Here is a 13,418-nt window from a genome sequence, read left to right as displayed (position 1 = left end):
TTGTTAAACATCATAAGCCAGGGCTATTGTAATCATCAGGAAGATAAATTCCGTCCCGTAAGGAGTTCACTTGATTACACATATTAGCCCGCTTGGCTCAATGGATATGCTGTCGCAGCTGGAAGTCGATATGCTTAAACGCACGGCCAGCAGCGACCTTTATCAACTGTTTCGCAACTGCTCGCTTGCTGTACTGAACTCAGGAAGCCAGACGGACAGCAGCAAAGAACTGCTTTCCCGCAATGTAGATTTTGATATTAATGTGTTGCGCCGTGAGCGCGGCGTGAAGCTGGAACTGATCAACCCGCCGGAAGAGGCCTTTGTTGACGGGCGGATCATCCGCTCGCTGCAGGCCAACCTGTTCGCGGTCCTGCGCGATATCCTCTTCGTCAGTGGGCAAATTCATAATGCCGGGCGCTTCCAGCATTTAAATCTGGAAAGCTCTACCCATATTACTAACCTGGTGTTCTCCATTTTGCGCAACGCACGCGCCCTGCATGTAGGCGAAGCGCCAAATATGGTGGTTTGCTGGGGCGGCCACTCTATCAACGAAACCGAATACCTTTACGCCCGTCGTGTGGGTACGCAGTTGGGTTTGCGCGAGCTGAATATCTGCACCGGCTGCGGACCGGGCGCAATGGAAGCACCGATGAAAGGTGCCGCTGTTGGCCATGCGCAGCAACGCTATAAAGATGGACGTTTTATTGGCATGACCGAGCCATCCATTATTGCCGCTGAGCCGCCGAACCCGCTGGTCAATGAGTTGATCATCATGCCGGATATTGAAAAACGGCTTGAAGCTTTTGTCCGCATCGCGCACGGGATCATTATCTTTCCTGGTGGCGTGGGCACAGCAGAAGAGCTGCTCTATCTGCTGGGGATCCTGATGAATCCGGCAAACAAAAATCAGGTGCTGCCGCTGATCCTCACAGGGCCGAAAGAGAGTGCGGACTACTTCCGCGTTCTGGACGAATTTATTGTCAATACGCTGGGCGAAGCCGCGCGTCGCTACTACACCATCATCATTAATGATGCGGCGGAAGTGGCGCGTCAGATGAAAAAAGCCATGCCGCGGGTGAAAGAGAACCGTCGCGATACCGGGGACGCCTACAGTTTCAACTGGTCAATGCGCATTGCGCCGGATCTACAAGTACCGTTCGAACCGAGCCATGAAAATATGGCGAACCTGAAACTTTACCCTGACCAACCGGTAGAAGTGCTGGCGGCGGATCTGCGCCGTGCCTTCTCAGGTATTGTGGCAGGCAACGTGAAAGAGCCCGGAATCCGGGCGATTGAAGCGTTTGGTCCCTATAAAATTCACGGCGATAGCGACATGATGCGCCGGATGGACGATCTGTTGCAGGGTTTTGTTGCCCAGCACCGTATGAAACTCCCCGGTTCCGCTTACATTCCTTGCTACGAAATTTGTGCCTGATTGACCTTCCAGGGCGGATTCATACGCCGCCCTTATACCTTGCATTTAACCGCACGTTTGCTGACCAGCAATTCATGTATTACAGCCGCTTTTAATATTGATAAATAACTGCAAAATCGTTTTTTTGCAGTACTTTTATCATATTTCATTACCAAAAATTCGTTCGTATATCTGGTTAACACTCTTCTGTTCACACATAAATTTCACATGCTAATAATTAGCCAGATAAATGAGCTAAATATATTCGCATAAGATAGTGGATTATTGCATTTGAGATCCGCGTCACTGATGTTGTCATAACTTATCTGTATCTTTCCGCCGCAAATAGTTACAGGAAGAAATTATAAAAAAACTGTAATTGGCCGACTTAAATATCGACACTGGCGTTTGCGACATTTGATTTGTCTACAACGGCAGTATTTTGCTTCCCCAGGAGATGTATAAATGGAAACTATTCAGACTGGCGCGAGAACCTCTGTAGTAGAAACACGCAGTTCATGGCGTAAAACCGACACCATGTGGATGCTGGGCCTTTACGGCACTGCCATCGGCGCAGGCGTTCTGTTTCTGCCGATTAACGCCGGTGTCGGCGGCCTGATCCCGCTCATCATCATGGCAATTCTTGCTTTTCCGATGACCTACTTCGCCCACCGGGGCCTGACCCGCTTTGTGTTGTCCGGTAAAAATCCGGGAGAAGATATTACTGAAGTGGTCGAAGAGCACTTCGGTATCGGGGCAGGTAAGTTGATTACCTTGCTTTACTTCTTCGCGATTTATCCGATCCTGCTGGTTTATAGCGTGGCGATCACCAACACCGTGGACAACTTTATGACCCACCAGTTGGGAATGACCCCGCCGCCGCGCGCGATCCTGTCTCTGATCCTTATCGTAGGTATGATGACCATCGTGCGCTTCGGTGAGCAGATGATTGTGAAAGCGATGAGTATTCTGGTATTTCCGTTCGTTATTGCACTGATGGTGCTGGCGGTGTACCTGATTCCACAGTGGAACGGCGCCGTGCTGGAAACCTTGTCGCTGAGCAGCGTTTCCGCTACGGGCAATGGCCTGTGGATGACGCTGTGGCTGGCAATCCCGGTCATGGTATTCTCGTTTAACCACTCGCCGATCATCTCCTCTTTTGCCGTTGCCAAGCGTGAAGAGTACGGTACAGAAGCCGAGAGTAAATGCTCCCGCATTCTGGCCTTCGCTCACATCATGATGGTGCTGACGGTTATGTTCTTTGTGTTTAGCTGTGTGCTGAGCCTGGCCCCCACCGATCTGGCTTCGGCGAAAGAACAGAACATCTCCATTCTCTCTTATCTGGCGAACCACTTTAATGCGCCGGTTATTGCCTGGATGGCGCCGATCATTGCGATGATCGCCATCACAAAATCGTTCCTCGGTCATTACCTGGGCGCGCGTGAAGGTTTTAACGGTATGGTGATTAAGTCTCTGCGCAGCAAAGGTAAATCCATCGAAATCAGCAAACTGAACAAAATTACCGCGCTGTTTATGCTGTTGACCACCTGGGCCGTTGCCACCTGGAACCCAAGCATTCTGGGCATGATCGAAACCCTGGGTGGACCAATCATTGCGATGATCCTGTTCCTGATGCCGATGTATGCCATTGCAAAAGTACCGGCAATGCGCAAATACAGTGGGGCTATCAGCAACATCTTCATCGTGATTATGGGGCTCATCGCCATCTCTGCGATCTTCTTCTCCCTGTTCCGCTAATCTTTTCGCGCCGTCCTGTCGGGCGGCGCATCCCCTATAGCAATGGATAATGCGTCATGATCAGCGTATTCGATATTTTTAAAATCGGTATCGGGCCGTCCAGCTCGCATACCGTTGGTCCGATGAAAGCCGGTAAACAGTTCACAGACGATCTGATTGCCCGTGGCATTTTGCACGATGTAACGCGTGTTGTGGTGGATGTTTACGGCTCTCTCTCCCTGACCGGTAAAGGGCACCATACTGACATCGCGATTATTATGGGCCTGGCGGGGAATCTGCCGGATAGCGTTGATATTGATGCCATTCCGGGTTTTATTCAGGATGTTAATACCCATGGTCGCTTGCTGCTGGCCAACGAAGCGCATGAAGTGGCGTTTCCGGTCGATCAATGCATGAATTTCCATACGGATAACCTCTCGCTGCACGAAAATGGCATGCGTATTACCGCGCTGGCGGGCGAACAGGTGCTCTATAGCCAGACCTATTACTCCATCGGCGGCGGGTTTATCGTTGACGAAGAACACTTTCGCCAGCCTGCCAGTGCGCCGGTAGAGGTGCCCTACCCTTACCGAACCGCCGCCGATTTGCAGCGCCATTGCCAGGAGACCGGTTTATCGCTCTCCGGGTTGATGATGAAAAACGAGCTGGCGCTGCACAGCAAAGCCGAGCTGGAACAGCATCTCGCCCGCGTATGGGAAGTGATGCAGGGCGGAATAGAGCGCGGCATCGCTACGGAAGGGGTATTACCCGGCAAACTGCGCGTTCCGCGCCGTGCTGCTGCGTTGCGCCGTATGCTGGTCAGCAGTGACAAAACCAACACCGACCCGATGGCCGTGGTTGACTGGATCAATATGTTCGCGCTGGCGGTGAATGAAGAGAATGCCGCCGGTGGGCGCGTGGTGACAGCGCCGACAAACGGCGCATGCGGGATCGTGCCTGCGGTACTGGCGTATTACGATCGCTTTATCCGCCAGGTTAACGCCAATTCACTGGCGCGTTATCTGCTGGTCGCCAGCGCTATCGGCTCGCTGTATAAGATGAACGCCTCCATTTCAGGCGCGGAAGTGGGCTGCCAGGGGGAAGTCGGCGTCGCCTGCTCCATGGCGGCGGCCGGGCTGGCAGAGTTGCTGGGCGGCAGCCCGGCGCAAGTCTGTATCGCGGCGGAAATCGGTATGGAGCACAACCTCGGTCTGACCTGTGACCCGGTAGCCGGCCAGGTGCAGGTGCCCTGTATCGAGCGTAACGCGATTGCTTCGGTGAAAGCGGTCAATGCGGCGCGAATGGCGCTGCGGCGCACCAGTGAACCGCGTGTTTGCCTCGATAAGGTTATCGAAACAATGTATGAAACAGGGAAAGATATGAACGCCAAATACCGTGAAACTTCTCGCGGCGGGCTGGCGATGAAGATCGTTTCCTGTAACTAATTCCGCATCAGATGCCTTGTTTTGCGAGGCATCTTCCTGATTACTCCCTGCTTTATAGCCTCGCCTGGCGTGCGATGATACCCTTAGCGGATGATCTCAAGGAGGGTATCTGTGGCTCATCTGCTTATTGTTGACGCACTTAATCTGATTCGCCGTATCCATGCGGTGCAAGGTTCACCCTGCGTGGATACCTGTCTGCATGCGCTGGAGCAGTTGATTATCCATAGTCAGCCAACCCATGCCGTCGCGGTTTTTGATGATGAGGCCCGTAACCAGGGCTGGCGCCATCAGTTGCTGCCGGATTACAAAGCGGGCCGCCCTCCCATGCCGGAGACCTTACAGACGGAAATGCCATTACTGCGCGCCGCTTTCGAACAACGCGGGCTCCGCTGTTGGGCAACACCTGGCAACGAAGCCGACGATCTTGCTGCGACGCTGGCGGTAAAAATGGCGCAGGCAGGGCAACACGCGACGATCGTCTCAACCGACAAAGGCTACTGCCAGTTGCTCTCTCCGACCATCCGCATTCGCGATTACTTTCAGAAACGCTGGCTGGATGCGCCCTTTATTGCTCAGGAATATGGGGTTACGCCAGAGCAATTACCGGATTACTGGGGGCTGGCGGGGATCAGCAGTTCGAAAGTGCCGGGCGTGGCGGGTATTGGTCCAAAAAGCGCAACGCAGTTGCTGGGCATGTTTCCAACGCTGGAGGCGCTATACGGAAACCTCGAAGCGGTACCGGAGAAGTGGCGGCAGAAACTAGAAACACACCGGTCGATGGCATTTACCTGTCGGGATGTGGCGCGTCTGCAAACCGATCTGCAACTTGATGGCAATTTACAACAGCTTCGCCTGACGCGCTGAACGCCAGTGGCACTCACTGGCGTTTGACCATTGATCTTTTTCGATCCTGTGACCGGAGCAAATGGAGATACCGGCCTTCATAACAAGAGATGCCGGGTTACGCCTTTTTTACGCTGAATCATGTAATAACTGACCTGATAAGTATTGAGCGTAACGCTATTTCCTGTGGGCTCATGAACATGATACTCAGATTACATAATCGCCCAAAATAATCAGCGCCAACCGGCGCTGATTTATTGTCGTCTTATAGATAGGGTATATCAGAGAATTTATTTTTTAGACGCCCTCTAAATAACATTTCACTAAATGAGCCAATCATTTTTTGTTAAGCCTCCATTAAAATACCTTACTCATTTGTTACATGCATTCTCTTTTGCCCTCCATCCCGTTTATGCTTCGTTTAAAAAAATCAATATCATATTAAACAATCCCTAAACAAGATGGATAATATTATTTTTAACACTTCCTGAGATGTTTAATTTACTGACCTGAATGCCAATGCATAGCAATAACAGGGCAAATACGTAACACATTAATTTTCAATGACTAAAATTTATCTTTATCAAAAAATAAATAAGCATCAATGATCATTATTTGAACATTAATATCCAATAGTTATATTTTAACTCCTACCAACCATCATTAGAACCGTCTTCAACCTCCCGATATTATGCGTATAATTACCAGGTAAGAAGCATTGCAGGATCGAGGTTGATCTCATATTTTAAATGGCAGGCAATAGGACGTTTTCATCATTCAAAAAACAACTCAAGGAAAGGAAAACGCACCGCCAAATTGAGATTTAATGATAATTATCTCAGGTGGTAAATCTGCGTTGCCGGATTTTTAATGGCGGCGACAAGCTACAAGAACCGTGTTTAGTTCATTCACTGAACTACATTTTGAATTGAGCGTAAATTAGCAAACATAGTTTACCCCTGAATAATATGTGCGGGCCTACGTATATTGGGCAAATACCCGCCAATGGTTGCTGTTCCTTTCATGAATGGACGATAAAACAGTTTCATAACAACTAAGGTGTAAAAACAACTAAGGTGTAAAAAATGTTCTTCAAAAAAACCGTACTATCCGCCCTCGCCGTTGGCCTGGGCATGACGACACTTCCAGCCCTGTCCAACGGCGGCATTTCCGTGCAGGGCACCAGGATCGTTTACCCGCAGGATGCGAAGCAGGCGAGCCTGTCGGTAAGCAATTCTTCCACCACCGACTCCTTTCTGGTTCAGTCGTGGGTGGAGGACGCCTCCGGTCATAAAACCTCAGACTTTATCGTCACGCCGCCGCTCTATCTTAGCGGCCCGAAAAATGAAAACACCCTGCGCCTTATTCACACGGGTGGCGCGCTGCCGACCGACCGGGAGACGCTCTACTACTTCACCGCCAAGGCCATTCCGTCGATTGACGACAGCAAGTCCGGCGGCAACAGCGCTGTGCTGCGCATCGCCACGGCCAACCGGATAAAGCTGTTTGTCCGCCCGGCCGGATTGAAGCCCTCGCCGGGCATGGCCCCCGCCATGCTGGAGTTTCATCAGCAGGCAGGTGAGCTGGTCATCCGTAATCCCACCCCGTACTACCTCACACTGGCGGAGATAACCTCCGGCGGAAAAGCGCTCAGAGACATCATGGTTCCGCCGTTGGGCACGGCCTCAGACCCGCTTCCGGCGGAGCATGGGAGTACCGTCTCATTCCGCACCATTAACGATTACGGTGCTACCACGCCAGCTATTATCGCGACCATCAGGTAGTGCCTTCGTATTCGTGTCTGATTCTTTTGTTATGGGAAAACGGGAAATGGATTTCAAATTACGTCCATTATTGGTTCTGGTGGGGAGCTCATTGTCCGCTCATGCCCTGGCCGGGCTGCACTTTGATCCGGCTATGCTATCAGATGACCCGAACGCCGTGGCGGATCTCTCGCGCTTTGAAAGCGGTCACGCTCAGGCACCCGGCAGCTATCCGCTGGACATCTACCTGAACGGTACCTTTCTCCGGTCCGATACCCTACGTTTTGACGCCCTGGCTGGCGATGGCCGTCGGGAGGACATCCACGACAGCACAGGTCTGATGGCCTGCCTGACCCTCCGGGACCTGGTGGACATGGGCGTGAACGTACCGGCTTTCCCCGGACTGGCGTCCGTGCCGGAAGGGCAGTGCGTGGCGCCCGGGCAAACTATTCCCCAGGCCTATACAGCGTTTGACTTCCAGAAAATGCGCCTGGACGTCAGCATTCCACAGGCAGCCCTCCTGGTCCGACCTCAAGGCTGGGTAGCGCCGGAGCGGTGGGACAATGGCATCAACGCGGCCCTGCTGAACTACCAGTTCAGCGGAAGCGATAACCGCGGGCGCTACGGCAGCAGCCGCAGCAGCTACCTCAACCTGACCAGCGGCCTGAACGTCGGGGCGTGGCGCTTGCGCGACAACAGAACCTGGAGCGATAACCAGAACAGCTACGGCGACCAGCGCCACTGGCAGCACATCAGCACGTATTTCCAGCGGGCCATCATTCCCTGGCGGAGCGAGCTGACGGCCGGGGACGGCTACACTGGCGGGGAGGTGTTTGACTCTCTCTCGCTCCGGGGCGTCCGGCTCGCCACTGACGACGAAATGTATCCGAGCACCCAGCGCGGTTACGCGCCCGTTATCCGTGGCATCGCAAACAGCAATGCTCAGGTCAGCATCCGCCAGAGCGGCAACGAGATTTACCGGACGTTTGTGGCCCCCGGCGCGTTCGCCATCCGGGACCTCTATCCGGTCTCGTCGGGCGGGGACATGAACGTGATCATTACGGAGGCGGACGGCACAAAACGTACCTTTATCGTGCCCTATTCGTCTCTTCCGGTCCTGCAGCGTCAGGGACACGTCCGCTACGACCTGGCCGCGGGCCGCTTTCGCAGCAGCAGTGACCGCTACAGCGAGCCGTCCTTTGCCCAAGGCTCGTTGCTCTGGGGATTGCCCCACAACATCACACTCTTCGGCGGCACCCAACTGGCGGATACCTACCGCGCACTTGCCGTAGGCGCGGGGCTCAGCATGGGCGAGTGGGGCGCGGTATCAGCCGACGTGACGCAGGCCGACAGCACCCTCGTGGACGGCTCGCGGCACAAGGGGCAGTCCCTGCGATTCATGTATGGCCGCTCGCTGATGAGCACCGGTACTACCGTAACGCTGGCCGGTTACCGCTACTCCACCCAGGGCTTCCATACCCTGGAAGAGACCGCGCTGAAGAGCATGTCAGGCTGGTTGTACGACGAGGATGAGGTTGACGCCGCCGGCCGACCGGTGAAGCGCAACTGGGTCGACCACTACAACCTCTATAACAACCGGCGGCAGCGTATTCAGCTCACTCTGTCTCAGCGGCTGGGCCGCCTCGGCTCGTTCTACGTAACGGGCACGCGTCAGACCTACTGGCAAGAGAGCGCCAAGACCGACACGATTCAGGCGGGCCTGAGCAGCACGTTGGGTCAGGTCAGCTACAACCTTTCCTGGAACTACAGTCACATCAGCGGCCAGCCGGGTGCCAGCCGTACGCTCTGGCTCAGTATGTCCGTGCCACTGGATGCGCTGTTGTCCGCCAGAGGCATTACTGAACAGGACCATCAACTCATGGCCACCTACAGTGCCGGGCAGAGCGCAGACGGGCAGGTTACTCATCAGGCCGGGCTCAGTGGAACGGCGCTGGAGGGCAACAACCTGGACTGGAGCGTCTCCCAGGGCTACGGGCGTGACAACGGCAGCAGCGGGGACGCCAGCCTCAGCTATCGGGGCGGGCCGGGCAACGCCTCGCTGGGCTACGGCTACAGCCGCGACTATCGGCAGGTGCGCTACGGGGTGTCGGGCGGCGCGCTGGTGCACCGCGACGGCCTGACACTGAGCCAGTCGTTGGGCGAGACCAGCGTTTTGATCGCCGTGCCGGGGGCGGCTGAAGTGCCGGTGGAGAACGGCACCGGCATCCACACCGACTGGCGTGGTTACACGGTGGTGCCGTACGCCGGGCCATACCGGGAGAACCGGGTGGCGCTGGATGTCAGCCAGTTGGACGACCACACGGATATTGATAACGCCGTCACCCGTGTCGTGCCAACACGCGGGGCGGTGGTCAGGGCGAGCTTCACCGCCCACGAGGGTATTCGCGCCCTGCTGACCCTGCGGCACAACGACATGCCCTTGCCCTTTGGCACGCCGGTAAGCGCGGAGGGAGGGGGCAGCGGCCTGGTCGGGGATGACGGCCAGGTGTGGCTGACGGGCCTGCCGCTGCGGGGCACCCTGACGGCGAAGTGGGGCAAGGGAGCTGGCCAGCGCTGCACGGTGCGCTACAGCCTGCCGGAGAAGGTGCTCCGGGAGTCAGTGATTCAGGCGCAGGAGGTTTGCCTCTGACGCGCTGCCATTCCGGCCCGGGCTACTCCCGGCCCCGGATGCTGAAATTACCCGTGGTGAAATTCGCATGTGTTCATCATCCATAAGCAAAGTAGTAAATAAGAAGGAAATATAAGTATGTTTTTAAACGTTAAAAAAAATAGTGTCGCCTGCTCTGTAGCGATTGCATTGATTACAACATCGTGGGGCGTGCACGCCGATGACCCGACCACGGATCCGGCCCAGGTGTCCGTGAAGTTCAAGGCTACTGTCACGGCCCAGACCTGCACACCGAACTGGGATACCGCTGACGGCGTCACGGTTGACTTTAAAAAGGTGTCTTCCAAGGCTCTGGCCATCGCGGGCAGCGTGGGCTCGGCCCGGCCGTTTACCCTGAGTCTGAAAGAGTGTGCCGGCGTAACAGGCGTTACCGTCATAGCGGGTGGGACCGCGGACGACAATGATGCAAATTCCTTTGCTAACACGAATACGGATACTACTGCAGCCAAAAACGTCGGGTTTCGTCTGCTGGGCGGGGACCAGCAGAAGGCGATGGTGCCAAACGACGCATCCACCGCTGTCGAGTATATCATTCCGAGCACCGACGATGGTGCGGGCGGCCAGACTTACGCGGACCATTTAACCATGCCGTTTCTTGCTCAGTTAGTGGCAACGGCCGACAACGCGACGCCGGGGGACGCAACCGGTGAGGCCACACTGTACTTAGCCTACGAGTAAGGTGACGGTCTGATATTGTCAGATCATCCTTGACGGTAGCCTGGTGCCTAACCGGCTGCCGTCGGAGCGAACCCCCGGGGTTTTTCATGGAGGACAGAAGTGATGCCCATATTTAAATCCGCGCTGTGTGTGTGTTTCTGCAGTGCGCTGCTTACGGTCGCGCACACAGTGCCAGCGCAGGCCGGCGATACAGCTACTATTACCGTTTCGGGCACCGTCGTTAACCGGACCTGCACAGAGGGCTGGACGTCAGCTGACACGCACATCGAGCTAGGTACGGTTGATGCTTCAACCATGAAATCCAAACACGATATCGGGGCTAGCAAAGATTTCACCCTGACGCTGACGAACTGCTCCAGCGACGTAAAAACGGTGAAGGTGACTGCAACCGGAACGGCCGATCCTGCTTTAAGTGAAGCCTTCAAAAACACTGGAACCGCAACCGGTGTTGACGTGAGTATTTGGAGCGGGCCGGGGTTGTCGGAATTCGGTACCGAATTAATACCCAACAACCAATCTACGGCGATTGCGTTTAAGCCAGCCAACGGCGTGGTCGACATGAGTTTCCGAGTCAAGTTGGGACAGGACAGTGATGCAACAGTAACGGCCGGTACCGTTTCCGCCCTGATTACGCTCAATATGAACTACGAGTAGCCCCGACATGATTCTCTGCCAAAGAAAAACAGACCTTGTCCACAGCTGTCTCTGGCTGCTGTTCACCATGGTACTGCTGTCCCAGTCGGGTTGCGCCCGGGCTGACGCCTCAGCAGGGGTGACCGTGACGGGAGAAATAATAAACCCCTGCGCCCCAGTGGTTACGACGACGGAGTATACGGTTACGGTGAAGCCCAGCGACGGGCAGGCAGAACTCGCTGCGGAAAGCGGGCGGAGCTATTTCCCTGCGCAGGTGGCAACCATCGACAACTCGATGTGTGCCAATGACGTCGACGTTAAAGGGGAGACCCCAACCGAGCTGATATCCAGCCCCAATGTGGTTCTGGACGATATCGGTGCACGCATTTCGCTGGACTATGTTGCGGGAGGCGTCGGGGGCAACTGGAAGTCAGGCACGACGACAGTAAAGGCCGGTACGACGATGGTGCTGTACGCGGGCATTAATCCGCTGAAGAACCACAGCGCCTATATCCCTGGCAGCCATGAAGGGCGATGGCCCTGGTCCTGACACCGCACTGAGCGGGAAGGAAGAAGCATTTTCTCACCGGAGATAAACGCCGGACAGTTGATCAGCCTGTTTTATCGCCGTATCAGTGACTCGCTGTGCCCTGTCATCCGTCTTAACGGCAACGTTAACATGTAACTGGTGTCCGTACGCTATGGGGGTGCAATGTACAGAACTCTAATCAGCAGCTGCAATTTACCTGGGGGACAGCTGCGATGCCCGAGGACGGGCAGATGTCAGCAATCGCCAATATGCTGCACACCGGGGTCGATTCTTCCGGGCATATAGCACGCAGTGGCAGACTTTTAAGTCCTGGCCTGATGAGCTATCCCTAAGTGCTGAATGAATTGAGATTTAGTGTTCAGAAACCTGATTGCAGTAAAGCTACTGTTAACTTCATTTAATTTTTGACTGGATATGATTAAAAAAACCTTTTTTATAACGTTAATCCTGACAGGGCTGACGGGATGTGTTGAGTATCAATGGGTTAAGGCCGGCACGAACAAGCAGCAAGAAGAGATGGCAGAAACTCAATGCCAGGCACAGGCACTAAGGGATTTGCCACCTGACAATAAAATTACTGGCAAATACACATCTAAAGATGAAAAACATAAAACGACGGATACAAGCTACTCAACACGTGATGAAAACGAGAGTGGCCGAAATATTTTAGTAAAGGACTGCATGTATCGTAAAGGCTGGTCACAGATTGAAATCCAGCATTAAATAATGGTTAACACTTGATGTCGAAAATAAAGGGTACTGAAGTATTGTGCGCACACCGCGAAGTTCAGGCCGAATCATTTTATTTCGTTCATCCCCTGGACGAGAAATGAACGGAAAACCGACCGGAAACAAGAAGCGTACGTCACGTTATTTTCCGGCGATGAGTACCACCGGTAATGGTGAATCTGATAATTTCTGAAGGTGACAATATGGCAGGTAGTAAATGGCGGGTGCGATACGGCGGGAGACCTTTTTTGTAGTGACTGCCAACGTTCATCCCCCACAGTTTATCCATTTGCGCCTGCTGGTGGTCTATTTCAGGTTCACTGTCCGCCAGCCATTCACGCGAGTACGGTTCAGCACTCCTGTTCGATCAGCGCTGTTTCAAGGGAAGAATGTTATAAGAGGAGGTGTCCTCCATAATTTCTTATTTTAATATGTCTACTCTGCATCTGCAGTATCCAGGATTAAAGAGGCTTACAGCATGCTCAGGGATGCCAGTCACTGCCTGCCTGTCGTGCAGCATCACCAGTTGATCTGCAGGGCGCATAACGCCTCGTTTTCTGATGCTGGCTGAGAATATGGAGGATCGTGATTGCATGATGGGAGGTCATAAAAGAGATCATGTACTGTTCAACCCCTCTGTTTTCGGAATAACGATGCCTCTTCAGTCCCTTGCACTCAGCTCATTTGCCAAACGCGAAATACACATACCGACGGCGTGCTTCCCGGCATTGCAGAAACTGGTGATGTGCAGGCCATAGTACATCCAGGATGTCGCTGGCGCTCCGTGCGAAGTTTGATTTTTACCGGCGATCGCCAAAGATGGGCCACTCTTTAAAGAGGTGGTGTACGTTCGACCCGGCTGACATGACGGCCTCAATTTCTGGGGCCATTTTGCGGCAGAAAACAAACTGATAATCTAAAAACGCCATTACTGCCA

At 54.0% G+C, this 13,418-nt stretch carries 10 protein-coding genes; all 10 read left to right on the top strand.

Features of this window, described 5'->3' with window-relative positions; all coding sequences use genetic code 11:
- The first annotated feature begins 70 nt into the window (after window positions 1-70).
- The 10 genes from ppnN (at window position 71) to BM427_RS00005 (ending at window position 12,475) form a co-directional block, all read left to right on the top strand.
- Window positions 71-1,435, top strand: a complete 1,365-nt coding sequence (gene ppnN / locus BM427_RS00050) for a nucleotide 5'-monophosphate nucleosidase PpnN (RefSeq protein ID WP_090118242.1) — start codon at window positions 71-73, stop codon at window positions 1,433-1,435.
- A 444-nt stretch (window positions 1,436-1,879) separates the two neighbouring features.
- Window positions 1,880-3,172 carry an HAAAP family serine/threonine permease gene (locus tag BM427_RS00045; protein ID WP_090118241.1) on the top strand — a complete coding sequence of 431 codons (1,293 nt, stop codon included), beginning with the start codon at window positions 1,880-1,882 and terminating at the stop codon, window positions 3,170-3,172.
- Window positions 3,173-3,228: 56 nt separating this feature from the next.
- Complete coding sequence (locus tag BM427_RS00040; protein WP_090118240.1) at window positions 3,229-4,596, top strand: L-serine ammonia-lyase; 1,368 nt, start codon at window positions 3,229-3,231, stop codon at window positions 4,594-4,596.
- A gap of 111 nt (window positions 4,597-4,707) precedes the next feature.
- On the top strand, window positions 4,708-5,460 hold the full coding sequence (xni, locus tag BM427_RS00035) for a flap endonuclease Xni (RefSeq protein WP_254779574.1): 753 nt from the start codon (window positions 4,708-4,710) through the stop codon (window positions 5,458-5,460).
- A gap of 1,064 nt (window positions 5,461-6,524) precedes the next feature.
- Window positions 6,525-7,223 (top strand): fimbria/pilus periplasmic chaperone, encoded by a 699-nt coding sequence (locus tag BM427_RS00030; RefSeq protein ID WP_090118238.1) that lies wholly within the window; start codon window positions 6,525-6,527, stop codon window positions 7,221-7,223.
- A 46-nt stretch (window positions 7,224-7,269) separates the two neighbouring features.
- Window positions 7,270-9,852 carry a fimbrial biogenesis usher protein gene (locus tag BM427_RS00025; RefSeq protein ID WP_090118237.1) on the top strand — a complete coding sequence of 861 codons (2,583 nt, stop codon included), beginning with the start codon at window positions 7,270-7,272 and terminating at the stop codon, window positions 9,850-9,852.
- Between the two features lie 117 nt (window positions 9,853-9,969).
- Window positions 9,970-10,569: a fimbrial protein gene (locus BM427_RS00020; RefSeq protein WP_090118236.1), complete on the top strand. Its 600-nt coding sequence runs from the start codon at window positions 9,970-9,972 to the stop codon at window positions 10,567-10,569.
- 102 nt (window positions 10,570-10,671) lie between these two features.
- A complete protein-coding gene (locus BM427_RS00015; protein ID WP_090118235.1) occupies window positions 10,672-11,223 on the top strand; it encodes a fimbrial protein in 552 nt (183 codons plus the stop codon).
- Window positions 11,224-11,230: 7 nt separating this feature from the next.
- Window positions 11,231-11,752 (top strand): hypothetical protein, encoded by a 522-nt coding sequence (locus BM427_RS00010; protein ID WP_090118234.1) that lies wholly within the window; start codon window positions 11,231-11,233, stop codon window positions 11,750-11,752.
- A 414-nt stretch (window positions 11,753-12,166) separates the two neighbouring features.
- Window positions 12,167-12,475: a hypothetical protein gene (locus BM427_RS00005; RefSeq protein ID WP_090118233.1), complete on the top strand. Its 309-nt coding sequence runs from the start codon at window positions 12,167-12,169 to the stop codon at window positions 12,473-12,475.
- Window positions 12,476-13,418 lie beyond the last annotated feature (943 nt).

It is taken from the genome of Kosakonia arachidis (assembly GCF_900116535.1).
In the GTDB taxonomy this organism is placed as follows: Bacteria; Pseudomonadota; Gammaproteobacteria; order Enterobacterales; family Enterobacteriaceae; genus Kosakonia; species Kosakonia arachidis.
The sequence above is the reverse complement of the archived record's forward strand: the minus strand, read 5'-3'. Positions and strand labels throughout refer to the sequence as shown.

Excerpts from the sequence above, each read along its gene's own strand:
- BM427_RS00045 (WP_090118241.1), top strand. The coding sequence starts at position 1,880 with ATGGAAACTATTCAGACTGGCGCGAGAACCTCTGTAGTAGAAACACGC.
- BM427_RS00040 (WP_090118240.1), top strand. The coding sequence starts at position 3,229 with ATGATCAGCGTATTCGATATTTTTAAAATCGGTATCGGGCCGTCCAGC.
- BM427_RS00030 (WP_090118238.1), top strand. The coding sequence starts at position 6,525 with ATGTTCTTCAAAAAAACCGTACTATCCGCCCTCGCCGTTGGCCTGGGC.
- BM427_RS00025 (WP_090118237.1), top strand. The coding sequence starts at position 7,270 with ATGGATTTCAAATTACGTCCATTATTGGTTCTGGTGGGGAGCTCATTG.
- BM427_RS00020 (WP_090118236.1), top strand. The coding sequence starts at position 9,970 with ATGTTTTTAAACGTTAAAAAAAATAGTGTCGCCTGCTCTGTAGCGATT.
- BM427_RS00015 (WP_090118235.1), top strand. The coding sequence starts at position 10,672 with ATGCCCATATTTAAATCCGCGCTGTGTGTGTGTTTCTGCAGTGCGCTG.
- BM427_RS00010 (WP_090118234.1), top strand. The coding sequence starts at position 11,231 with ATGATTCTCTGCCAAAGAAAAACAGACCTTGTCCACAGCTGTCTCTGG.
- BM427_RS00005 (WP_090118233.1), top strand. The coding sequence starts at position 12,167 with ATGATTAAAAAAACCTTTTTTATAACGTTAATCCTGACAGGGCTGACG.